Origin of the sequence: Paenibacillus profundus (genome assembly GCF_021369635.1) — a bacterium.
In the GTDB taxonomy this organism is placed as follows: domain Bacteria; phylum Bacillota; class Bacilli; order Paenibacillales; family Paenibacillaceae; genus Paenibacillus_B; species Paenibacillus_B profundus.
This window is the reverse complement of the sequence record NZ_JAJNBZ010000032.1, coordinates 1-21,907: the sequence shown is the minus strand read 5'-3', so window position 1 is coordinate 21,907 and position 21,907 is coordinate 1. Positions and strand designations below refer to the sequence as shown.

The window sequence follows — 21,907 nt, the reverse complement described above, 5'->3', positions numbered from 1 at the left end:
GAAACCGTTATTCCTTCTTGTTCATTTTTTCTTTGAGTGCAGCCAATTCATCTTCTGCAGTGGTAGTCGTATTCATATTCGTGCTCATATTCTTCTCCAATTGTGGGATCAGGTCATCCAGATCGTCTTCCTTCGCACCGCCTCTAAGCTCGGCCAAGGCCATCGCTTCATCCAAGGCGTGATTCGCCTTCTCTTCCAGGGCATCGAATGACGAATCCACGTCGTTGCCTGAATTCATTCTTTGCTGTGCTTTGGCCGCCGCCATCTTCTCTTTCAGTTCGGTCCGCCGCGCTTCCAACCGGCCCATATCCCACACAAGCTTATCCTGCATTTGCTTCATCTTTACGGCATTGGCAGAAGCCAGGTCATAAGACGTTTGCAATCGGTTTTGTTTCTCTGCCAACGCTGCCTTTCGCTCCAGGAACTTGAGAGCGTCCTCTTCCTTACCGTCTTCCACTGATTTCTCGGCATAACGCTGCAGCTTTTTAATCTCGGCATTGCATTCATCCAATGCACTTTTGGCCCTTCTCTCATCCGCCAGCACCGAAGCCGTCTCCGCTTTAACCTTGCCTAGGTCGCTGTTCAAGCTCCGCATATAATCATCAATCGTCTTCTCCGGATCTTCCGCCTTATCCAATAAGGCGTTAACATTGCTTGCCATAATATCCCTGAATCTCGACAAGATTCCCATGCTGCGCTCCCCCTCGAAAAGATTACATCCTATCATATAATACATTAAATTCACGAAGAAGGTTTCACCCCCCGAAATTCGACGTGTATTGAGTCTAATAGAATTCCTCTTATAAACTCAACAGCCAGAAAACTCCGTTCAATCCGTTAGCACAGCGAACCCTAGTTTATCAATAGACATTATAGGTTTAATTGGACAAGGTTCAACAACTGATCCGTGGATTAGCAAATTCAAAATTTGCCGCCGCGTGAAATGGAGAAACCTCACTGACCTTAATGATAATCATATAGATCCCTTACTTTTCGTAAGTTTCAATTCACTTTCATCGTTAGGGAAAACCAGCAAACTTCTTTGAACGCAAAAGTACCGTCAAAAGCGTCACAGAAGACGCAACTGACGGTACTCACATACAAGTGATTTTGAAATAGAAGCGGACCGAACCCCTGTCCTCTCCAGTTACGTCCCTTCATCTGATGGAACCGTTCCAACCGATCACACACATTAATTAATGAACCAATTTGTTCGTCGGTTAATGAACGGGCATCTGTATGTTAAACATCTATGTTGATTTTAGAAAATAGGATAGGAAATTAATTATTTCAATTCTTTGACTTATATGTGAATTGATAGACCCGACAGTTTTATAAGGCATCATTCATTAAACCTTCCCATAATAATGGTGTTATAGTATTTACCGTCCGAAAGGATTTTGTCTTTTTTTAATATACCTTCTATTTCAAAGCCAAGCTTTTTATAAAGTTTAATGGCTTTATCATTTGTTTCTAAAACATTCAAAGTGATTTTTTTAATACCATTGGAGTCAGCCCAAGAAATAGATTCTTTTAAAAGATTTCCCCCTATACCGTATCCCCAAAAATCTTTTATTACGCATACTCCGAAATCTATTTTATGAGAGAATCTATTTAAATGATTTCCTTCGCATCTTGAAAACCCGACTATCCGATCATGAACTACCGCAACTAAAAATAAGTTCCTTCTATTTTCAGTATCTGTTTTAATAATTTGTTCAAAACCCGGTACATCTATGAACGCCTCCCCTTTTTCTCTGTCTAAATTTTCGGTCTCTCCATCAATCTGTAATCTTAATCCAGACAAATCTTTTGCATCTCTCTCGATTGCAGATCTAACAGTATAATTTATCCCATTAACATAAAACTCTTGTTTGTTAATTATCATGATATCCCCCCCATTCAAATTAAGTTGATTCAGAAAAATAAAACAAAGGAGAAGCTCTAACGTTGTTGTATTCACCACGTCCCAACACCTTAAGCCCCAAAGGGGCGGCCGCGATGCGGTTAAGTGGTGCAGATGTGTCCGGTTGAATATGCTTCCTCGGTACTGCCAATTGCATCCCCGAATCACATCATACCTCTGCCGGATCGAGGGTCGAATGGCCCGAAGCGTGAATATGGTGTTAGACGAAGTAGACTGTAGGCTCAGATTCCAAGAGCCTCTTTCATCAACCGGTCTGGGAAGTTTTTAAGTTTTACTATAGGAGAATGATTATTCTTTTTGTTAAGGTCTAAAATATTCATTTCCTGCATAGGTAAATAATCTTCAATTAAAAATTCAGTCATCTTAACCATATCAGTCATAGATCCAAGTACACTTCGATCATATGTCTTTGTAAATTTCATTTTATTTGCTTTATCAACGTATTCGTTTATTTTTGAGTCTGGGATTCCCTCAGCTTGTAAATTATCTATTAGAGATTTAACAAACAACTGTTTGAAATTTTTAAAGTGTTCCTTCTTTATCCCAAACAACACAAAGCAATATCTTGTTTTATTATTCATTATGATAAGATTATTCTTTTTAGCCATGCGGAATACATTGGCATGCCATTTGAAAAATTCATCATCTGTTTCAGTATCTTGTTCTTCAACAAACGAGCTGAGTTCAAACAGCTTCTTAGTACATGAAATTGTAATCATTTTTTTAATCCTTCCCAGTCTATTTCGTCTATCGTACTTCGTACCTTTAAGTACGTTATTTCACAACTTCTTTTACCTATTGTACATTTATTATTTCATCCTCAATCCCTTTCATAATACCGTATGCGCCATCAGACTTGTTTGAACATACAACAACTTTGATCGAGTTCCCTGGGTAAAAAGCAGAGTGGAAACTGACGCCAGGGTCATAACCCATAACGTGATACTTTAGAATGTCAGTTTCAAATATCTCAATCCATACACCGTAACCATAGAAATTATTATCCTCATTGGTTCGAATGTGCCGAGTGAGCAATTGTTGAGTGTAAGTTTCGCTTAATAGTAGATGATTCATAAGTGCATCCCATAGCTTAGTCATATCGTTGACTGTAACAAATGCTCCACCATCTGAACCGCCTTTTGCAGGCAATGAATAGATATTTGTCTTCCAAGTGCCATTAGGATAGTCAATATACCCTAGCGCAGTCCTTGACGGCAAGGCATCAAATTCAAAATATCCTGATTCCTCCATTCCAGCTTTTCTAAAAATATGCTCCTCAACGTATTCAACGAAGCTAAGTTGACTTGCTTGCTCGACAATTAAACCAAGCAAAATATACCCTGCATTATTATAATGAAACTTTTCCCCCACATTACGTTTCATTGATTTGTCTTGAAATAATGGCAAGAAATCTTTCAAGTTTCTTATTTGATACATCGGGGTTTCAATCCACAACTCTTCATAGTCTTCCATAACTTCCTCATCAAAGTAATCTGGTATTCCAGACGTATGTGTTAGAAGATGATGGATTGTTATTTCCTCATCAAAATTTGGAAAGTTAATATCAAGACACTCTTTTAACTTTGAATCAAATGAAAGCTTTCCATCCTCCACAAGCTGACAAATTGCTATTCCAGTAAAAAGCTTGCAGCCCGAGGCTATTCCATATCGAGTGGAAGTGTTATTTTTTGATTGTTCAGAACGATCAGCATATCCATAGCATAATTCTGCCAAAATTTTTTTATCCTCTTTAACAAGTATCGTTCCTGAGAATTTGTTATTACTCTGAATATCTGAGATACGCTTTATCATATTAGTTTTCATCAAATTCCTCCAAATACTGTCGCTTGTTCAATTTTTCTGCCCGTTAGTCAAAGGACAGAATGCTTTAGAAATGTTCATATTTAGATGTTATGTTTGCGCTGATTTCCTATAACGTTCTTGTATTCACGAACCCGAGAACCTTAAGTCCCAACGGGGCGGCCGCGACGCGGTTAGGTTCGCAGGGCTGTCCGCCTGAGCCCACTTCCCGAAACACCTCTGGCGAACCAAGGGGCGTAAGCCCCTCAGCGTGAATACGGTGTTATAAGATGTTGGCGCCCTCTTGGAAAAACTAACAATTTTCTTTATTCCGTACTAATATTAAAATCCACTCCATATTGAACTAATCCTAATTTTTGTGCTACTTTCTGTGAACTCAAGTTATCCCATGAAGTACTGTAAAGAGGAATTAATCCTTGCCCAAATATTTCTTTGCTCCACCCATATACAACTTTCTGAGCAAGTCCTTTCCCCCTGAATTGCTCTACCGTCATTAAACTTGCCTCTGCTGCTTTACTTGTCTTGCGCGCACTGCAACAAACTGAAACTGCTTCTTTATTCACGATATACCCCACAATAGGAGATCGATCATCCAGTTCATTGATTAAGCCACCAAAGTGTTTGTTCAACAACTGTTTGTTAGACCCATCGATAACTGTAATCGCTTCTTCTGTATTCCTGATTTCATTTTGATTGAATCTATATGCTGGACCTATCCAAATGTCTTTTACTTTCTTGTATTTCCCAATGATCCTGCAAAGATCTATGATATTTATAGAATCAAAGATGTACGTATTGATTTCATCTATAGTTAATTGTGATATATCGTTTCTAAAGTAAGTAAAAATAGATTTTTTTGTTTTTCCAATAAAAATTGCCGGAGGACTAGTTTGAGATCTCTCATTAATTCTTATAATTCTGTTCTCTTTATTTAGCACATATAAAGTAGATGCTTGAATTTTCATTATTTCATTGTCATTGAAATCGATTTTTCTCACGCCTTTCAATATGCACTTGCGCCAATTTCTTATAACGTTTCCGTGTTCACGACGTCCCACCACCCTAAAGGAACGAAGTGACTGGCCGCGATGCGGTTGGGCGGTTCGGATGTGTCCGCTGAATCTACTTCCTTGCTTGAATCTACTTCACCGAATTTTCTTCGATTGCTTCGGGCGGACCGAGGGGCGGCGGAGCAGGCCCAATGCGTGAAAAAATTGTTATAAGATGTCCCCGCCTTCTTCGAGTAACCTTCAAAGTAATTCTTCACTCAAGTATTTATTCTTCATTAAGATGGTTCTAACCGTTGAAATTGTATTATCCCGTTTTGGAAGATTTGCAATTCTGTTTAGCAGAATCCATCGGAGGCAAGCAATAGCTTCAAATTTTTCTAGTTCATCCCCAGTGTAATTGTTCATCGCTAAAAATACAGAACGGTAAGTTGAACAATACCTTTCACTTACATAAATCCAAATTAAGATAATTGACCATGAAATATCATATCTTGGATCGCCAAGTTGGACGTTCGTCCAATCGATAATTGTATACTTTCCATCTGATTCAAGGATATTTCCCAAATTATAATCACCATGTATGAGACAATTTTGTTCCATCTTTGTACTTCCAACGAGTTGGATTAATAGTTCTTTTATATCTAACTGATCGTCAAGTCCTGGGAAAAAGTAGTCTACAAAATCGTATCTAGGCATTGTTCTACTACCCAATATATCTGTCGGAAATTTATGTATCTCAGTTAATATATTTGCAATTTCAGTAAGTTTCAATTTATTCACTTTATTAATAGGTGTACCATCGAAACTGGTTAATAAAACTTGATTATTGTTTTCATCAACTCCCCAACCACACGGCTTTGAAACTGCAATTCCTCGATTATACAAACCCTCTAACAGATTATATTGAATTGATATATCTGGCTTTGAATCCCGATTCCATACTTTTAATACAAAATTAGATTCCGTCGTGCTGATCCTAAATACATCTGCTTCAAGTCCAGAATCCATTGGAATAATATTTTTCGGGACATCTTGTGCTAACAATGATTGGAAATCCTTACATCTTTCCTTCCAGATGATATTACGGATAAGATCCTTCATTATTTTCTCTCCATTTCGCGGGGATTTCTTATAACGTTGTTGTATTCACGAGCCCGAGAGGCTTAAGGCGCAACGCGCCGGGTCCGATTGCTCTCTTATCACTACAGCACATGCAACTATAGTCTTTCTTCACCATCGCTGTACTCAAATAGTTTTACATAATCAAAATTCGATGAACTTAGTAAATCATTAAGATATTTTTCTTGTTCCTCGATAGGAACATGATATGGTGGTGCTTGATCTTTTAGATTAGCAAACAATACCCAACCGATGTCTTCATTTGAAAACTTACATTTTCCTTCTAAATCTTTATTTGGGTACATTTCTACATATACTTGCTTTTCTTTATTCAAATTCCAATAAAAATATTTATAAACATATGGCAATCTCGCATTCAACATACTTTTATTGTTAGTTTTTGAGAACGTTCTATTAAGTGGTTCTAAAAATTTGTAAAGAGCATTCATTAGTGCCTTTTCATTCTTACTTGTGCATAAAAAACCATACTCAATCATTTTATTCATTATTAATCCCCCATAAAAAATGATTAATGCATTTAATAATCCGCCCCACGGACGGGGCGTTCTACTACGCGCGATTTTATATAACAGTCAGGCATTCCCAACTCTAATACATTAACTCGTCTTGACTCGCGAACTAACCAATGTATTAGGGTATGCTTTCATCTTTAAAGTACTTTTTAGGTTTTAAATATTCAGTTGCACCGGTTTCGTCTAACGTTGTCATATTCACGACGACCATTCCCCTTAGATAGCTCCTATGAATGGACCGCAACGCGAATATTATGTTATCCGACGGACCTCTTGAATAACTCCCAGATTAATTATTAGTATGTAGAAAACCGAATAACTCTATATTCATTTCCTCTACTCCTTGTCCAAGCCATATTAGGTGTCCCCATGTATTAAGGATACAAAGTTTGGAATTTGAAATATTATTATGTGCATTATACGCATGCTCGATTGAAACAGCCCCATCATTTCGGCTATGCAGAATAAGAGTCGGGCACTTAATTGATTGCAAATCTGAAAGAGTGATATTACCTGTCTGTGATAAATCTATAAAAAAACCCTGTCCTGAGCGTTGGCGTTCTATCATTTCCTTAAACTTATTGATATCTTCATCACTAATATGGCTTTTTAATTTAGCATATGACAATTTACTAAAAGAAGGAGCCATCTGCTTAAAGATATATTTTGGAAATATGTTAATCATAGATCTGAGTAACTTCCATGTATATTTCTCCAGTGAAGGGTGGAAAAGCATTTTGGCTGCTTTATATTCTTTATCTTTAGGTGTAAGCCATTCTTTAGATACAGCAGATTGTAACGTAAGACTTTTTACACGCTCTTGGTATTTAGAAGTGAAATAAATCGCGCTAGGTCCACCTGCAGAAATTGCAATTACATGAACCTTGTCTAGCTTAAGATGATTTAAGAGCTCAATGTATGAATTGCAAGCCGTTGATAGGTTTAAGCCATTATTAGGAGATGTTTTCCCGTACCCTGGTCTAGAAGGTGTAAGTATCGAATATCCTTGTTGTTCTAACTCTGTATATCCAAATTCTTCATTACAATTTGAATGTCCACCGTGCATTACGAGAATGGGAATTCCACCTTTATTACTAATTGAGTATTCAATTGACAATTCATCGTTTTTATATACTTCAGTCGTTCTTTTCATATTTTGAATCACCTTCTTTATTCAACTGTTGGATTAATCTTTTAGATATATGTTTGCTTCGGTCTGTCGTATAACGTTTGTACATTCACGAACCCTTACCGACTTAAGGCCGTCAGGCCGGGCACCATGCGCTTAGTCGGTGCAGGTGTCTGCTGAATTCACTTCGCTGAGATGCCTCTCGTAGACCGAGGAGCCTTCAGGGTCCGATGCGTGAATGTTTTGTTATCTGTAGTTACCGGCATCTCGAATTCACCTACATTTTATATTTTCAAGCAATAAAGAACTTCGTCGTCTACGATTATACCTGTATTTTCAAATCCAAATTCTTCATATAGTTTTTTTGCAGAATGGTTTTCTGGATCAAACGATAAATATATTTCTGAGCATTCCTTGTTCTTACTCATCTCTTTAATGATTAGACTTAGTGCCTTTCTACCGAAACCTTGACGTTGAAATTTATAGTCAATCATAATACGGCATAATTCAAAACAATTATCCTCCTCTGAATATCCATACATTGTAAATCCCACCATGGTATCTTCACTATAAATTGCTTTTGTTGTCCATCCTTTTTCTATCTTTGATTGTGCAATCGAAACTGCATTTGAAGCTACAAATTTCTCTACAAGGTAATGATTTTTATCAGGATCTCACCGCTTCATACGAACCAAGGGCGAAGCCCGCAGTGTAGATACGTTGTTATGAGAAGTCGATGCTCCTTTGATTAACCCCAAAATACTCCAGTGTTATCCTGTTCTATGATTTCAAGTTGTTTTTCAAAGTTTTTATTCGGTTCTATCTCCTCTACATATTGCCATTTGTTTTTACTGTCTTTCCAATATACTTTCCATACTTCTTGGTCTTTTCTTAATTGAGCAATATCATGTTGTACCCATTGTTCGCTTCTAAAAGCCGGTCTTTCTTCTATGATTGTTACGTTATTCCCTCGAATTTTGTAATTCATTTTGATTTGATTTTGTAAGTGTTTTGGAATTTTGTCTTTTATATAGTCATCCATAATTTTCTTTACTTTTGCTTTTGTGAATTCATCCATATTTTTCTCTCCTCATAGGATTGGCTTTCGAGATTTTAACTCTATCTATTATCCAATTCATTGTTTTCTCATAACGTTTCAGCATCTACGACGCGACCCGCCCTCAGATAGCTCTTATCTTAGGCCGGGTCGTGTTTTGTCTGAATATTCTTCTGTGCTTTATCACCTGACAACCAAGGGGCGAATGCCCCGCAGCGTAGATGCAATGTTATAGGATGTCGGCGACTTCCCCGATTCAACCTATAATTTTTCCCCATTCATTGTTCAAATACATAGTTCTAATACTTTCAGGTCAATAATAAAGTCATACTGTTTTAAAATATCCAGTCCCAGTAACCCATTATGGTCTTTAGGCAACATCCCAACATCTATTTCTATTCTATCCATCCTTTTCGTGTTGAAAGGATCGCTTCCACCAATCCTGTATGCTTCATTATAGAATCCCCTATTTCGCAAGTCACTCCGACTTTCTCCAAAACATCAGGACTAACTACAGTATGTGAGGATCCGGTATCAATAATCACATCAACTATTCTTAATACTTATCTATTTTCTATTACCTTCTTCATGATAATCAAGGATGGAAACCAGAACAAATTGGTCAGAGAACAGCTCTCTTACTTTTTGCCATTTCATTTGTTCTTCCTCCTTCTATTTCTTTTTAACGGCCTTTGTTTATTGTCTTCATTTTAGCAACAATAGGTTCATGATAAACAAATTTCACCGCGATAAAATGTGAGTCATGCATAGACAGAGTAGTAACCATTGGACAAAATACCCACCTTTTATTGATTATAGCATCTGTTCATAATAACAGTAACGAAAAGAGGCCCTTCTTCCCTCGTTCAAGGGTTAAAGAGCCTCTGGTTCTTTCGGAAGAATGATATCATATTTCTGTTATTCTTCAGATTACCAAACCGGGCTGCACAAAGATAACTGCTCCCACTGCCTAACCTTCTCCAAACACTCCCCAATTGCCACAAGCTTCACCTCTGAAGACGCACGCTCTTTCCACTCCACCATGCCGTCCGCCACCGACTTGCCGCACACAATCCGCAGCGGAATGCCGAACAAATCCGCATCCGCCAGCTTGACGCCGACACGCTCGTCGCGGTCGTCCAGCAGCACGGACACGCCAGCCCGCTGCAGCTCCGCATACAGTTGCTCCGCCGCTTGCATCTGCTTCTCATCTTTAACAGCCACCGGGATAACATGCACTTGGAACGGCGCGATCGCCTGTGGCCAGATCAAGCCACGCTCGTCATGATGCTGCTCGACAATCGCAGCCATTAGGCGCGATACCCCGATGCCATAGCACCCCATCAGCAGCGGATGCTCGCGGCCGTTCGGATCGAGGACGGTGGCGCCAAGCGCTGCGCTATATTTTGTGCCAAGCTTGAATACGTGGCCGACCTCGATGCCGCGGTGGAACTGCAAGCGGCCTCCGCCGCAATACGGACATGACTCGCCTTCCATCACATTGCGATAATCGCCTGCTGCGTCAATCGCAAAATCACGGCCAGGCACGACATGCTTCACGTGATAGTCCTCCTCGTTCGCCCCGGCGATGCCTTCGCTCAGCGCGGCAACTGCATAATCGACGAGCAGCTTCACTTTCTGCTTCAGCCCTATCGGTCCCGCAAAGCCCGTCGGCGCTCCCGTCACCTGCACGACAGTCTCCTCGTCCGCCAGCTCAATCACGTCTGCGCCAAGCGCATTTTTCACTTTTATCTCGTTCACTTCATGATCCCCGCGCACGAGCACCGCCACCGTTTCTCCATCAGCGATATAGATGAGCGTCTTAATGAACGCCGTTTCATCCAGCTTGAGTCCTGCGACCAAATCCTTAATCGTTTTCATGTCCGGCGTAAGGAATCGTTCAGCTTGAGCGATTGCACTGGCAAGCTTATAAGCTTGAGCGTCTGCTAGTTTTGAAGTTTGATCCTCGGCCAGATTTTCATCCGTTTCAACACGCGCTGCCTGAGCATCGCCGTCAACTCCATTTCCAACAGCATCACTTGCTGTCGAAGCGCCTCGTCCCGCTTCCGCCCGCTCCAGATTGGCCGCATAGCCGCACTCCGTGCACGTCACGACCGTGTCTTCCCCGACATCAGCCAGCGCCGTGAACTCATGCGTCGCCCCTTCGCCGCCCATGGCGCCCGCATCCGCCTCTACCGCACGATAACACAAGCCCAGCCGCTGCATAATACGATGATACGCCTCGAACATCGAGCGATAGCTCGCATCCAGCCCAGCCGCATCGATATCGAACGAATACGCATCCTTCATCACGAATTCACGGCAGCGCAGCAGCCCGAACCGCGGCCGTCGCTCGTCGCGATACTTTGTTTGGATCTGATATACCGTCAACGGAACCCGCTTATAAGACTTCACCTCGTCTCGAATAAGCGCCGTAACCGCCTCTTCATGTGTCGGACCAAGCGCGAATTCCCGCCCATGACGGTCATGCAGACGGATTAGCTCAGGCCCGTATACGTCATACCGCCCCGATTCCTTCCACAGCTCGGCTGGCAGCATCGCTGGGAGATGGAGCTCCTGCGCTCCCGCGCGATCCATTTCCTCGCGTACGATGCGCTCGATGTGGCGCAGCACTTTCCAGCCCATCGGCAAATACGAATACACTCCCGCCGCAAGCGGCCGGATGTACCCCGCCCGCATCAGCAGCTGATGACTCGCCGCCTCGGCATCCGCTGGCGCTTGCCGCAAAGTTGGGGATAGAAGTTGTGATTGACGCATTTTGCCCATTCCTCCTCTTTTCGTTAGGAAACCGCATTTCATCCGACCTTCAAGACTTTTACCAATGCTTCCAACCTTGCAGTCACCCCGCTAATACAAAAAAAACGCATCCGCCCCAAGGGACGAATGCGTCGTGGTACCACCCTAATTTGACCGCCTGCACGAAGCAAGCGATCCTTATACACGGCATAACGGCGTAACCCGGCAGTTAACAGCGCCCTTCCCGGGCACTGAGAACCACAGCTGCAAAGGAGGAAGCAACCACCCGCACGAGGAGCCTTGCAGCCTGGGGCCCCCTCTCTGCGCATGCGTACGTACATTGGCGCTCATGTCTTTGGTCTTCGCTTTTTCCTAACTTTCTCAATTCGATTTCCATTGAAGATACAATCTTTTCCTCGCAAAGTCAAGCGTTTTCGTTTGCTCTTGCTTTGACCATCTTCATTCCTTTTTTCCATATCATATACCCCTAGGTAATCCCATTTAAATATATAAACACAAAAAACCTTACGATCCACTCCGAATTCCTCGGTGCGCAATGCGCCGGGTTCGGCGCATACCGATCTCTCATTTCTTCTTCGTATACTGTCTCATAGTCATTTTCCAACATGAGTCGAATAATTTTTTCTCATAATTTGATGATTTTAAGCATAATAAACCACGCCCATCAACCAGATCATCCTGATTGTAGATAACTTCGACCTTGCGTTTACATGGTAATGCTTCTTAAGTTTTGTTTATCATGATCATTTCAAATATAAACCAGCAGACAGAAATGAGAATCGGCACCTGCCAATACTTTATGTCCGAAGAAGTGGGATATATATCCTTGGAGTGGTTTCGAGGCCGCTCAATCTTATCAATCTTCCGCAGCAGGAGCATGCATAGATACAGCGCGGGGATGGACGCTGCTCCTGAGAACCCTAACAAAATATAGTCAGGAGAACCAGATGGTGAAGATATACTCTTCACCAAATCCCCGCCTTGCATATACGATCCGATTACATACGATACGTTCGTGGCCATATGGATAACGATCCCCGGCCAGATTGACCGAGCGTAGAGCACGATCAGGGCCGATACCCAGGCGGCGAAGAACAGCTCCAGCAGCCGATATGGATTATCGTGAAAGAGTGCGAACAAGACGGAGCTCATCGCCGCGGCGAACCATCTTCCCTTTTGTTCGTATCCGGTCAATAGCACACCTCTGAACAACAGTTCCTCACATATCGGAGGAATTACGCCAATCGCTACAATGAGCAGAACCAGAGACGTGATGTCGGTTGCAATCGGATAAATGGATACCTGATACGTTCTCCCAAGCGCTGCTGATATTATTTCTGTCGCTTGATGAATAAACAACATGACAATTTGACTGACCGCATAAATCAGTATACTTAGCAGCATCGTGCACCAAGTCACCTTACGGAATTTGAATACGGACACCCATGATAGCTTCTTGCTGCTCGTCAATACAACAGAAGGAACCACATTCAAACCGATTTGTGCGAACGCTACATAGAGCAGAAAAAAGCCTAAGTTAGCATATAGCTGCTGTTTATCTGGAAATATAAAGGTAGACAGCACATTTCCTGATATATAGGAAACAAGAAACAGCCAACCCGCATGTATTGCATTCATTCCTTTGGTCATTCTTCTCTCCTTTCAGCTCAATACGCCTTCATCCATGTAATTCCAATGTAATTCCAAGTTTTCTCATATGTATCTGTGCGAGTAGTATCGTAATCAGCGAGTGCCTTCACAGAGCTTGGCTGATGTTCGATATTGTTTTAGAAGAAGTCACATCATTACAACAATGGATAAAAATCCAGCTCTTGACTGAATCTCACAACAGTATCGTCAGTAAAGCTCTTTTTTTCATTGGCTGCTTTCATTAATTCCAGCCGGATACTTTCAATTTTTTCAATTAAACCGTCATGTTTTTCATAGCGACGGATTGTAATATGAAGTGCGACAGTTATCATTAAATAAAAAAATGGCTCATGATTGATTCGTGTAAAATGGAGTCACCACAACAACCATTACATGGAGGAATCAATCATGAGTTACTCACATTTTAACATGTTCGAACGGGGGAAGCTAGAGCTCCTGCACAGCCAGGGCTGGTCCACCCGAGTCATAGCGAGGGAACTAGGACGACACCATTCGAGTGTTGCTCGTGAGTTGAAACGCAATCATATTTCCAACGAATACAAGGCAAATGCTGCTCATATAGCCTCTGAGGAACGTCGTAATCTTGTCCGTTACTTAGGAAAGCATACACCTGAGCGAATCGATTACATCACGGAGAAACTCGAGGCTACTTGGTCTCCTGAACAGATCGCTGGTCGTATGAAACAAGACTATCCAGACATCCGTATATCCTTTAAAACGATCTATCGCTAGCTGTACTCAGGCCTGTTGGTACAAGGGAGCATTGAAGTTCTTCGACACAAAGGAAAACGCCGCAAACCAGCAGAAACACGCGGACGATTCAATATCGGAAGAACAATCAGCCAGCGTCCCGTGGAAGTACGAAAGCGTGAGAGCTTTGGGCATTGGGAACTCGATACCGTCGTATCTAGCCGTGGTAGAAGCAAAGCTTGTGTGGCAACCTTTGCAGAGCGTAAGACACGCTGGTATCTTGCGGTGAAGATGCCTGATCGCACCGCTTCTTCCATGGAAGAAGCATTTGATAAAGTAGCTAAGTCCTATCCTATACCCACGTTTCAGACGGCGACCGTGGATCGAGGGAAAGAGTTTGCTTGTCATCGAAACCTTGAGTCCTCGCACAAGATTAAGGTCTATTTCGCTGATCCCTATTCGTCATGGCAAAGAGGAACCAATGAGAATGCCAATGGGCTCCTCAGAGAGTTCTTTCCCAAGGGACATGACTTTGCTAGGGTCACAGAGGAAGAACTTTCACATGCAATAGAATTGATTAATAATCGACCAAGAAAATGTCTTGGGTGGAAAACGGCGTACGAATCATTCGTGAGTGAACTGTCGCACTTGGCTTGACAATCCGTCATACATAAAAATCATCAGCTCATGAGAATTAGTATTAGGCTCATGTTGGAAAATAACCATAAGACAGTATAGAAGAAGAAAATAAAGCAATTAGTGCTTAGTCCCAATTTATTGGTTTATATGAAGAACTACATACTACACATGTAAGAGAAATTTCCTACATATGCTTGGTTCGACTATCACCCATTTCACACGATTTACAAATGCTAGCTGATTGACAAGTCGAATACATGGGCAGTATTATAACTATAAATACATTGTGTAACCGGTTACACAATGTAGGAAATTAAACCGTAATGAAGGACGTGGGGAACGACTCGATAGAGCGCAAGTCAGCCGTAATAGAAATACAACCGTTAGGAAATAATACATGCCAACCGGTACCCTTTCCATCGGCAAACGCATCATACCGCATGTTCCTCTTCATGCCCGTTCCAAGCGGAAACGGATTGCCCGTAATCGTCATATATAGGAGTCACCTCTTGTTTCACGTCTGGGATGAAGAATTTCTTTCGTTCGATATGTAACCGGTTACACATATGAAAATCGCAAATATCCGTTATTTCATAGCTCTGTGTTCTACTCCATTCACTTTCCGCGAATGGGCGCTCGAAATGCTTCGCAACGCGATTTAACCCTATCTTAGAAAAGGAGCGTGTTCCACGTGTTGGAGATTATCATTAGCTTAGTTCTCCTTGTTGCAACTGGTTTTTTAATCGCTAAAAACTATGACGCCAAATTCGTGCTGCTCACTGCCGGTATCGTGATCATGATCGCGGCCGTGCTGCTTGGCCACCCTGTATTGAAGCCAGAGGACTCCACCGGTCTTGTCCTGTTGGATCCGTTCAAGCAAATCGGGCTGATCTTTGTCAAACAATTAGGCGGTGTCGGTTTAACGATCATGGTGTTGTTCGGTTTCTCCAGCTATATGACGCATATCGGCGCCAGTGATGTTGCCGTGCATCTGTTGACGAAGCCGCTTGGCCGCATCAAATCGCAGTACATTCTCGTGCCTATCGTCTTCCTGCTTGGCAACTTGCTTTCTCTCGTCGTGCCGAGCGCATCCAGCTTGGCGGTCCTGCTTATGGCAACGCTGTATCCGGTATTGAAAAATACGGGCATGTCCTCGCTGACGGCCGGCGCTATCATTGCAACGACGGCTACGATTATGCCGACGCCCCTTGGAGCGGACAGCGTCGTCGCGGCGGAGAATCTAGGCATAAACCTTGTTGAATATGTCTTCTCCTACCATGCCAAGATTTCGATTCCTGTGCTTCTTATCATGGCGGTCGTTCACTATTTCTGGCAGAAGTATATGGATAAGCGGCAGCAGGGCACGCTCCAGCAGGAGATCAACGACGAGAAGCTTGTCGTGAAGAACGATTTGCCGCCGGCCTACTACGGTTTGCTGCCGATTTTGCCGCTCATTCTCGTATTGTTATTTGGTTTAATCATAACGAGTGTCAAGCTCGGGTTGGTGGAAATTACGTTCATTTGTATGGCCATCGCCCTTATAATCGAGATTATCCGCAAAGGTTCCTTCAAAGAAACCTCCAAGCAGCTCTCGATTTTCTTCACCGGTATGGGCACCGGATTGGCACAAGTTGTCTCACTCCTCGTAGCAGCAGGCATGCTGGTCGAAGGCTTGAAGTCGATGGGCATCATTGATATGCTCATCGAATCGGTTAGACACATCGAAGGTGCAGGCGTTATCCTGATGCTCACCTTCGCGGGCGTTGAGGGCTTGATCACCTTCATCAGCGGAAGCGGCTTGGCCGTTTTCTACTCCGTGATCAACATCATCCCGGAAATTTCAGAGAAACTCGGCATAAACGGCGTTATGGTCGCGCTGCCGATGCAGTTGATTGCGAACTTGGTTCGTTCCATATCGCCGGTGGCGGCGGTCATCATCGTCGTTGCTTCGATTATTAAGGTCAACCCGATACAGATCGTCAAACGCACATCCGTGCCGATTCTGGTCGGGATCGTCTCTTGCTTTATCTTATCGTTCATCTTTTTCACATAAGGCATCAAGAGACAGAGGAGTTAGCGGACGATTGTGCTTTATAAGAGAACATAATTCAATGTACCTACATGGCCTTTAACAGGCATTCTTATAGCCCATCCCCTTAGAAATTGGAAATTAAGCAGCTTCCAAACAACGGAGATGGGCTCATTTACTAAGTCATATTTTATAGTAAACGAAAAGAAACCATTCTGATCAATCTTTGAACTGTAACCCGTAGGATGGACACTCTGAAAAAAGTGCCTCTGCCAGACGGGTTCTTTGCGTTTATAATGAGTGTAACTAATAAGAGCGAGGTCGATGAAATTACAGACAGCAAGAAGCCTACAACAAGAAGACTTCGTTTTGCGGAGCAACAGATCAGACAGTTAGAATCTAATCCAAACGTCTTACACGTAACAGAGAAATCAATAACCTATGCCCCTTCGTTTAAAATGGCTGCGGTGCATGCACATAAGGAAGGGAAAATGCCACAAAAAATCTTTGAGGAGGCAGGTACGTTTCCTTTTATAATTCAGAACGATACCAATGGACATTAGAGGTGATGACTCCTGATGAGTTCAGAAGCCATCTTTTAGCAGCTTAAGCACGAAGTGCTTTTTTTGCTGTCCACATATAGGGTTGCAGTTCACACTGCCATGCAGGTGATTTTTTCTATTGTCGCGATCTGGCGATAGATCAGCCCGTTGTAAAAATAAGTCTTTATGCGCCGGCGCTGTATTGTGGAAAGACCGGCCAACGCCTGATGAATCCGATCATTGGTTTCCTGCTTGTCCATGATGTCGGCAACAGACCGTGAAATCCTGTTGCATGGCGTGAATGGGCGGGAATTTGCACCCGTTCAACGGGAAAGCCGGAGACATTGCCCGCGCCTCCGGCTTTCCTACTTTTTAACGCCTGTACTGATACATCAGGTAGATGGTAAGACCCACCGCCGCAAGCAGGTATACTGCTCCGCCGAGTAGGAACGGCAGGACGGTACTGTATTGCTCTACGAAGAAATCAGCCTTTCATTTTTTTCTTGAAAAGGATAACCGCAATGATAAAAATAATGACTGCGTATCCCAACACCCACCAAACGTGTGAAAGAATAGGTGAATTATTTTCAGATAGAGCATACTTTACCATATCCACTGAGTGAACAAACGGAAGTGCATAGCATACCGTCTTAAACGCTCCACCTATTGTGTCGAGAGGGAACAGTGCGCCACTAAGCCATAAAGCCCCATTGGTGAGAATCGCACCAGCGCCGTTCATCTGATTACTCGAAAGAACACTTCCCATCAGCAAGCCGATACTTATAAAAAGTAAAGAAACGGGAATGAGTGCAATGATAGCAATCAGAATATTTACACTGACAGACAGGCCAACGATAATGGCAGTAACAAAGCAAACGGCACATTGGAACATTGCAAACGGCAAAAGCGGAAACGTTGTATTTATAATGGTTTTGTGCATTTATGTAGAAACAATTTTTTTTAATGTTATTGATAGGGGGATAATCATGGTCTATATCGCACTGCTTCGGGGAATCAATGTTGGTGGAAAAAATAAAATGGACATGAAGTTGCTTAAAAAAGCTTTTGAACGAGTGGGTATGAACTCTGTAGTGACATATATCAATTCAGGTAATATCATTTTTACAGACAATAGCCAATCAAGAACAAAAATATCACACATTCTGGAAGAGGCTATACATGCAGACTTCGGATTAGAAATCAAAGTTGTGGTCCGTAGTTTTGATGATTTTAAAAAAATCATGCACTCCCTTCCGGACTCATGGACAAACGATCAACAGATGAAAAGTGATGTGCTGTTTTTATGGGATGATGTCAATGATGAGTCAGTGCTTGATAAGCTGGTCATCAAACCAGAATTTGATACGGTGAAATACGTTACCGGAGCGATTCTATGGTCGGTTGACAGAAAAAATGTTACCAAGAGCGGTATGATGAAACTTGCTAGGTCAACGATATATCAACAAATGACAGTCAGGAATGTAAATACAACTCGCAAAATATACGAACTTATGCAAGTTCAAGCTGAGGAGAAGTAAGTCATTTACGATATGCCTCAGGCATAGGGCAACCGTGGTAGTTGTCCAAATCGTTTTCTTTCTGGCTTTTTTCTAAGTTCCTGTATCATCAAAGCTGACACCACCCACATAGTAGACGGGTATTTATGTAAATAAATAGCGACCGAGCCATAATTACATTACGCGGAAATGATTGTACGCTAAGCCCTTGTTTTTATGGGGAACTATTTCGGACACACTTGTTTTCATTAGGTCGCCAGATGGATTGTCAATTACAAGAGACTTGTCTATATTTCCCTTTTGGTTAAGAAACGATTTGTATCGCTCAGATAACTCAAAAAACATTGTCTCCATTTCCTCTAATCCTTTTGACTCAGTGTGTTCTTTTAGTTGATCAGCTAACATCAATGCATGGTTCATACTTTTACCAATAAAAAACTGTAATGCAAAATGAGTCATTTTGAATCTCCTCTTTTCATGTATGATTTAGTTCCTAACCAATTAGGTTACGAACCTTCCAAAAATGTGAGGAACGGTCCAACTGACGAATTTCCTCTCCAATTTTAATGAAAGCACATACGCGTGTAGCATGTAGTTCTTCAAATAAACCAATAAACTAGGATTAAGCACTAAGAAAATACTTTATTTGACTAGGTTGTCAAGAGCTAACTTTAAAGAAATCAATAAAAATAAGCTGTTTGACATATTATCTATGACTAATATGTTCAAATAGCTTATTTTCTTAATTACTTATTAAACAAACGTGTTCCGTTAGTTGAGCGACTCCTCTCTTCATAGAAAGGCATTTGGTGTAGCTTTTGAATAAAGTTTGATCATTTTTAAAGGTCCTTATTAAAAAATTAGCTTTTCATTTTCTTCTTGAAACCAGTAACCGCAATGACAAATATGACGATTGTATAGCCAATCACCCATAATAGTGGTACTACAAGATCACCGTATTCTCCGGCAAGAGCAGCTCGTGTTGCATCAACCGCATGAGCAAATGGGAGAGCATACGCAATTGTTTTAAACACTCCGCCAATCATGTCTAGTTCAAACCATGTGCCACTTAACCATGTTGTAATATTGATGAAGATGGCAAAAATCCCACCAACTTGCTTGTCTGTGAAGTAAGTGCCAAGCAGCAGACCTAATCCAATATAAAACATCGCAATGATAATCAGTACAACGATTGTAAGAAGTATATTCGCATTAAAAGATAAGCCAAAGAAAAATGCTGTAATAAAGCAAACGATAATTTGTAGGGTGGCAACCGGTAATAGCGGAAATGCATAGCCAACAATATAATCAGATGCCGACATTGGAGAAGCAAAGATTCGCATTAAGAACGAACTGCTTCGATCTCGACCAATCAGCATACCTGAGAATAACGTAATAAATGAAAAACTAAAAACGATAATACCCGGCGTTAATTTTTCAATATTATAAAGGTCAAACGGCATATTTTTCTGCATGATTGAAAAGAGCCACATCATAACAACAGGCAGTCCAATACCGAATAAGAGATTCAACGGATCTCGAAAAATCTCTTTACGATTACGTGAAGCAAATGCGAAATATCTCATACATCGCTCTCCTCCTCAGTCAGTGCAAGGAATACATCTTCAAGATTAGATTGTCCCGTTGTTTCCTTCAACTCATCCACCGTGCCAAGCGCATGTAATTCCCCACCGTGCATGATACCGATTCGGTCAGCCAGTGCTTCTGCTTCTTCCAAATAGTGCGTTGTTAAAATAATCGTAATCTTTCCTTTAAGCCCACTTAACACTTTCCATAGTTCACGTCTTGAACGAACATCAAGTCCAAGTGTTGGCTCATCTAAAAAGAGTATTTCAGGATTGGAAATGAGCGCCATGGCAATACTCAGACGTCGTTGCATACCGCCTGACAATGTTTTCGCTTTGTTCTTTGCTCGTTCTGTTAGACCAAATTCTTTCATCATCTCAACAGCTTTCATTTGTGATTGTTGCTTACTGCTACCATAGATTCTTGCAAGAAACTCAAGGTTTTCCTTTACAGAAAGATTCGGTGCAACGGCCGTTTCCTGCGGTGACACATTGATTTTTTGCTTCACAGCCTTTGAATTTGTCACAATACTATCACCAAGTAGTAGTGCATCTCCACTTGTCGGTGTTAGTAAACATGAAAGCATCTTAATAGTTGTCGTTTTGCCTGCACCATTTTGTCCAAGCAGTGCAAAAAATTCACCCGTATGAATCGAGAGACTGAAATGATCGACCGCTTTTCTTGATTGATACTGCTTCGTCAGTTCCTTTATTTCAATTGACATCGATTTATCGCCTGCCTTTTCATCATTTTTCAGCCTTTATAGCAGCATTAATCTCTTGGATATCCTTTTTGGAAATCGTGTATTGGATGAACCATGTAATCAAATACGTCCCTAAAAAATTGACACCAAGAATGAGGATGCTCTTGTACGTTTTTGGCATCCAGCAAATAATAACAATCGGCACCCACACAATCGCTGTTATGCAAAAGTGTACGACGTATTGCTTCAGTAAGCTCCATTTTGCAATGTCAAATACAACAGAACTCGTAGCAAAAGCCACACCAATAATACCTGTCAATATCATTTGTGCTATTACAGCTGTAATCTCACTTTCAAATAACGATCGAAAGTCTGAGATTACTGGCATAAACTTCCCTTCTCCCAAAGAGAGGGAGATGATTATTTGCACCACTTGTCCGATTAACACACCATATGCAAACCCTCCAGCGGCTCGACTCAATAGTTTTTTCAACATGTTGATCACCTCATCCTATTAACAATTTTTTAATTTTTGAGACGTATCGGCGAGATGCATATGTTTTAATGTCGCCCTTTAACAGGATCCCAATTGTCCCGGTAATACTTATGTCCATATTGATAATCATTTTAATATTAATGATTTCCGAATTTGAAATACGGACAAATAATTGACTGTCCAGTTTTTCTTCAAGCTCATATAATCTTGAACGAGCCGTATACGTATCATGAGCGGTCTGGACAAAAACCTTTTTTCTCTCCGCATAAATTCTGACGATTTTTCTGCATTCCACGATGATAACGCCTCTTTCCGAAAACACCGCTAATGAATCGGTAGAGGATTCTGAAAGCATCTTCATGATATCAGTTATTTCATCCGTCATTTTGTCGGTTAGGATGATAATTTTCGGCTCTTTGCAAGATGGATCAATCGATACTTCAAATTTCACTGCGCTTCATTCCTTTCATCCGTATTCACTATAAAAACCAAGAGACTTATTGTAAATGGATTTTCGATAATCGGTCATTTCCGGACGATAACTGGTCATACGGCGATGTAGCTAGCCGTGTCTCAACCTATGGGAGCATTATATTTCACCTAATTGAGCATTTTGCAGTAATCTAAGCCCTTGCTACACAAGGACTTTCAGCAATAAA

22 protein-coding genes and 2 pseudogenes are annotated in these 21,907 nt (G+C 41.7%); 4 read left to right on the top strand and 20 right to left on the bottom strand.

Going from position 1 to position 21,907, the window contains the following annotated elements:
• Positions 1–7: 7 nt before the first annotated feature.
• From LQV63_RS25395 to LQV63_RS25335, 13 genes are all read right to left on the bottom strand, one after another.
• A complete protein-coding gene (locus tag LQV63_RS25395) occupies positions 8–691 on the bottom strand; it encodes a PspA/IM30 family protein (RefSeq protein ID WP_233698747.1) in 684 nt (227 codons plus the stop codon).
• A gap of 651 nt (positions 692–1,342) precedes the next feature.
• The gene (locus LQV63_RS25390) at positions 1,343–1,888 is read right to left on the bottom strand and encodes a GNAT family N-acetyltransferase (protein ID WP_019419732.1); all 546 of its coding nucleotides are present in this window, start codon (positions 1,886–1,888) and stop codon (positions 1,343–1,345) included.
• A 260-nt stretch (positions 1,889–2,148) separates the two neighbouring features.
• Positions 2,149–2,646 (bottom strand): DUF6933 domain-containing protein, encoded by a 498-nt coding sequence (locus tag LQV63_RS25385; RefSeq protein ID WP_233698746.1) that lies wholly within the window; start codon positions 2,644–2,646, stop codon positions 2,149–2,151.
• A 76-nt stretch (positions 2,647–2,722) separates the two neighbouring features.
• Complete coding sequence (locus tag LQV63_RS25380; protein ID WP_233698745.1) at positions 2,723–3,751, bottom strand: serine hydrolase domain-containing protein; 1,029 nt, start codon at positions 3,749–3,751, stop codon at positions 2,723–2,725.
• 302 nt (positions 3,752–4,053) lie between these two features.
• A complete protein-coding gene (locus tag LQV63_RS25375) occupies positions 4,054–4,746 on the bottom strand; it encodes a GNAT family N-acetyltransferase (RefSeq protein ID WP_233698780.1) in 693 nt (230 codons plus the stop codon).
• A gap of 252 nt (positions 4,747–4,998) precedes the next feature.
• Positions 4,999–5,859, bottom strand: a complete 861-nt coding sequence (locus LQV63_RS25370) for an aminoglycoside phosphotransferase family protein (RefSeq protein WP_233698744.1) — start codon at positions 5,857–5,859, stop codon at positions 4,999–5,001.
• A gap of 116 nt (positions 5,860–5,975) precedes the next feature.
• Positions 5,976–6,383, bottom strand: a complete 408-nt coding sequence (locus LQV63_RS25365) for a hypothetical protein (RefSeq protein ID WP_233698743.1) — start codon at positions 6,381–6,383, stop codon at positions 5,976–5,978.
• Positions 6,384–6,699: 316 nt separating this feature from the next.
• On the bottom strand, positions 6,700–7,563 hold the full coding sequence (locus tag LQV63_RS25360; RefSeq protein WP_233698742.1) for an alpha/beta fold hydrolase: 864 nt from the start codon (positions 7,561–7,563) through the stop codon (positions 6,700–6,702).
• 260 nt (positions 7,564–7,823) lie between these two features.
• Positions 7,824–8,156 carry a GNAT family N-acetyltransferase gene (locus LQV63_RS25355; RefSeq protein WP_325175922.1) on the bottom strand — a complete coding sequence of 111 codons (333 nt, stop codon included), beginning with the start codon at positions 8,154–8,156 and terminating at the stop codon, positions 7,824–7,826.
• A 131-nt stretch (positions 8,157–8,287) separates the two neighbouring features.
• On the bottom strand, positions 8,288–8,617 hold the full coding sequence (locus LQV63_RS25350) for a DUF3024 domain-containing protein (RefSeq protein WP_233698740.1): 330 nt from the start codon (positions 8,615–8,617) through the stop codon (positions 8,288–8,290).
• 909 nt (positions 8,618–9,526) lie between these two features.
• The gene (locus tag LQV63_RS25345; protein WP_233698739.1) at positions 9,527–11,374 is read right to left on the bottom strand and encodes a proline--tRNA ligase; all 1,848 of its coding nucleotides are present in this window, start codon (positions 11,372–11,374) and stop codon (positions 9,527–9,529) included.
• A 723-nt stretch (positions 11,375–12,097) separates the two neighbouring features.
• Positions 12,098–13,024, bottom strand: a complete 927-nt coding sequence (locus LQV63_RS25340; protein WP_233698738.1) for a type II CAAX endopeptidase family protein — start codon at positions 13,022–13,024, stop codon at positions 12,098–12,100.
• A gap of 155 nt (positions 13,025–13,179) precedes the next feature.
• Positions 13,180–13,356, bottom strand: a complete 177-nt coding sequence (locus LQV63_RS25335; RefSeq protein WP_233698737.1) for a Spo0E family sporulation regulatory protein-aspartic acid phosphatase — start codon at positions 13,354–13,356, stop codon at positions 13,180–13,182.
• Positions 13,357–13,432: 76 nt separating this feature from the next.
• Here LQV63_RS25335 and LQV63_RS25330 point away from each other — a divergent pair.
• Positions 13,433–14,392: pseudogene (locus LQV63_RS25330) on the top strand (IS30 family transposase).
• 295 nt (positions 14,393–14,687) lie between these two features.
• On the opposite strand, the gene LQV63_RS25325 reads toward LQV63_RS25330, so the two are convergent.
• A complete protein-coding gene (locus LQV63_RS25325) occupies positions 14,688–14,867 on the bottom strand; it encodes a hypothetical protein (protein WP_233698736.1) in 180 nt (59 codons plus the stop codon).
• 198 nt (positions 14,868–15,065) lie between these two features.
• Between LQV63_RS25325 and dcuC the strand changes: the two genes are divergently transcribed.
• Positions 15,066–16,427 (top strand): C4-dicarboxylate transporter DcuC, encoded by a 1,362-nt coding sequence (dcuC, locus tag LQV63_RS25320; RefSeq protein WP_019419719.1) that lies wholly within the window; start codon positions 15,066–15,068, stop codon positions 16,425–16,427.
• Positions 16,428–16,935: 508 nt separating this feature from the next.
• Positions 16,936–17,013 (top strand): annotated as a pseudogene (locus LQV63_RS32175) (IS3 family transposase); the annotation flags it as partial.
• 416 nt (positions 17,014–17,429) lie between these two features.
• Here LQV63_RS32175 and LQV63_RS25315 read toward each other — a convergent pair.
• Positions 17,430–17,885, bottom strand: a complete 456-nt coding sequence (locus tag LQV63_RS25315) for an ABC transporter permease (protein WP_233698735.1) — start codon at positions 17,883–17,885, stop codon at positions 17,430–17,432.
• A gap of 46 nt (positions 17,886–17,931) precedes the next feature.
• Between LQV63_RS25315 and LQV63_RS25310 the strand changes: the two genes are divergently transcribed.
• Entirely contained in the window at positions 17,932–18,483 is a 552-nt protein-coding gene (locus tag LQV63_RS25310; RefSeq protein WP_233698734.1) for a DUF1697 domain-containing protein, read from the top strand.
• A gap of 153 nt (positions 18,484–18,636) precedes the next feature.
• Here the strand turns inward: LQV63_RS25310 and LQV63_RS25305 are convergent, their stop codons facing one another.
• The 5 genes from LQV63_RS25305 to LQV63_RS25285 form a co-directional block, all read right to left on the bottom strand.
• Complete coding sequence (locus LQV63_RS25305; RefSeq protein WP_233698733.1) at positions 18,637–18,921, bottom strand: DinB family protein; 285 nt, start codon at positions 18,919–18,921, stop codon at positions 18,637–18,639.
• Positions 18,922–19,322: 401 nt separating this feature from the next.
• Complete coding sequence (locus LQV63_RS25300) at positions 19,323–20,048, bottom strand: ABC transporter permease (RefSeq protein ID WP_233698732.1); 726 nt, start codon at positions 20,046–20,048, stop codon at positions 19,323–19,325.
• A complete protein-coding gene (locus LQV63_RS25295) occupies positions 20,045–20,773 on the bottom strand; it encodes an ABC transporter ATP-binding protein (RefSeq protein WP_233698731.1) in 729 nt (242 codons plus the stop codon). The genes LQV63_RS25300 and LQV63_RS25295 overlap by 4 nt, the downstream gene beginning before the upstream one ends.
• Positions 20,774–20,795: 22 nt before the next feature.
• Positions 20,796–21,248, bottom strand: coding sequence for a DUF3021 domain-containing protein (locus LQV63_RS25290; protein ID WP_233698730.1), 453 nt, complete (start codon positions 21,246–21,248; stop codon positions 20,796–20,798).
• A gap of 10 nt (positions 21,249–21,258) precedes the next feature.
• The gene (locus tag LQV63_RS25285; protein WP_233698729.1) at positions 21,259–21,699 is read right to left on the bottom strand and encodes a LytTR family DNA-binding domain-containing protein; all 441 of its coding nucleotides are present in this window, start codon (positions 21,697–21,699) and stop codon (positions 21,259–21,261) included.
• Positions 21,700–21,907 lie beyond the last annotated feature (208 nt).

Coding starts and splice junctions, on each gene's coding strand:
- LQV63_RS25395 (WP_233698747.1), bottom strand. CDS start 691: ATGGGAATCTTGTCGAGATTCAGGGATATTATGGCAAGCAATGTTAAC.
- LQV63_RS25390 (WP_019419732.1), bottom strand. CDS start 1,888: ATGATAATTAACAAACAAGAGTTTTATGTTAATGGGATAAATTATACT.
- LQV63_RS25385 (WP_233698746.1), bottom strand. CDS start 2,646: ATGATTACAATTTCATGTACTAAGAAGCTGTTTGAACTCAGCTCGTTT.
- LQV63_RS25380 (WP_233698745.1), bottom strand. CDS start 3,751: ATGAAAACTAATATGATAAAGCGTATCTCAGATATTCAGAGTAATAAC.
- LQV63_RS25370 (WP_233698744.1), bottom strand. CDS start 5,859: ATGAAGGATCTTATCCGTAATATCATCTGGAAGGAAAGATGTAAGGAT.
- LQV63_RS25365 (WP_233698743.1), bottom strand. CDS start 6,383: ATGAATAAAATGATTGAGTATGGTTTTTTATGCACAAGTAAGAATGAA.
- LQV63_RS25360 (WP_233698742.1), bottom strand. CDS start 7,563: ATGAAAAGAACGACTGAAGTATATAAAAACGATGAATTGTCAATTGAA.
- LQV63_RS25350 (WP_233698740.1), bottom strand. CDS start 8,617: ATGGATGAATTCACAAAAGCAAAAGTAAAGAAAATTATGGATGACTAT.
- LQV63_RS25345 (WP_233698739.1), bottom strand. CDS start 11,374: ATGCGTCAATCACAACTTCTATCCCCAACTTTGCGGCAAGCGCCAGCG.
- LQV63_RS25340 (WP_233698738.1), bottom strand. CDS start 13,024: ATGACCAAAGGAATGAATGCAATACATGCGGGTTGGCTGTTTCTTGTT.
- LQV63_RS25335 (WP_233698737.1), bottom strand. CDS start 13,356: ATGATAACTGTCGCACTTCATATTACAATCCGTCGCTATGAAAAACAT.
- LQV63_RS25325 (WP_233698736.1), bottom strand. CDS start 14,867: ATGACGATTACGGGCAATCCGTTTCCGCTTGGAACGGGCATGAAGAGG.
- LQV63_RS25315 (WP_233698735.1), bottom strand. CDS start 17,885: ATGCACAAAACCATTATAAATACAACGTTTCCGCTTTTGCCGTTTGCA.
- LQV63_RS25310 (WP_233698734.1), top strand. CDS start 17,932: ATGGTCTATATCGCACTGCTTCGGGGAATCAATGTTGGTGGAAAAAAT.
- LQV63_RS25305 (WP_233698733.1), bottom strand. CDS start 18,921: ATGACTCATTTTGCATTACAGTTTTTTATTGGTAAAAGTATGAACCAT.
- LQV63_RS25300 (WP_233698732.1), bottom strand. CDS start 20,048: ATGAGATATTTCGCATTTGCTTCACGTAATCGTAAAGAGATTTTTCGA.
- LQV63_RS25295 (WP_233698731.1), bottom strand. CDS start 20,773: ATGTCAATTGAAATAAAGGAACTGACGAAGCAGTATCAATCAAGAAAA.
- LQV63_RS25290 (WP_233698730.1), bottom strand. CDS start 21,248: ATGTTGAAAAAACTATTGAGTCGAGCCGCTGGAGGGTTTGCATATGGT.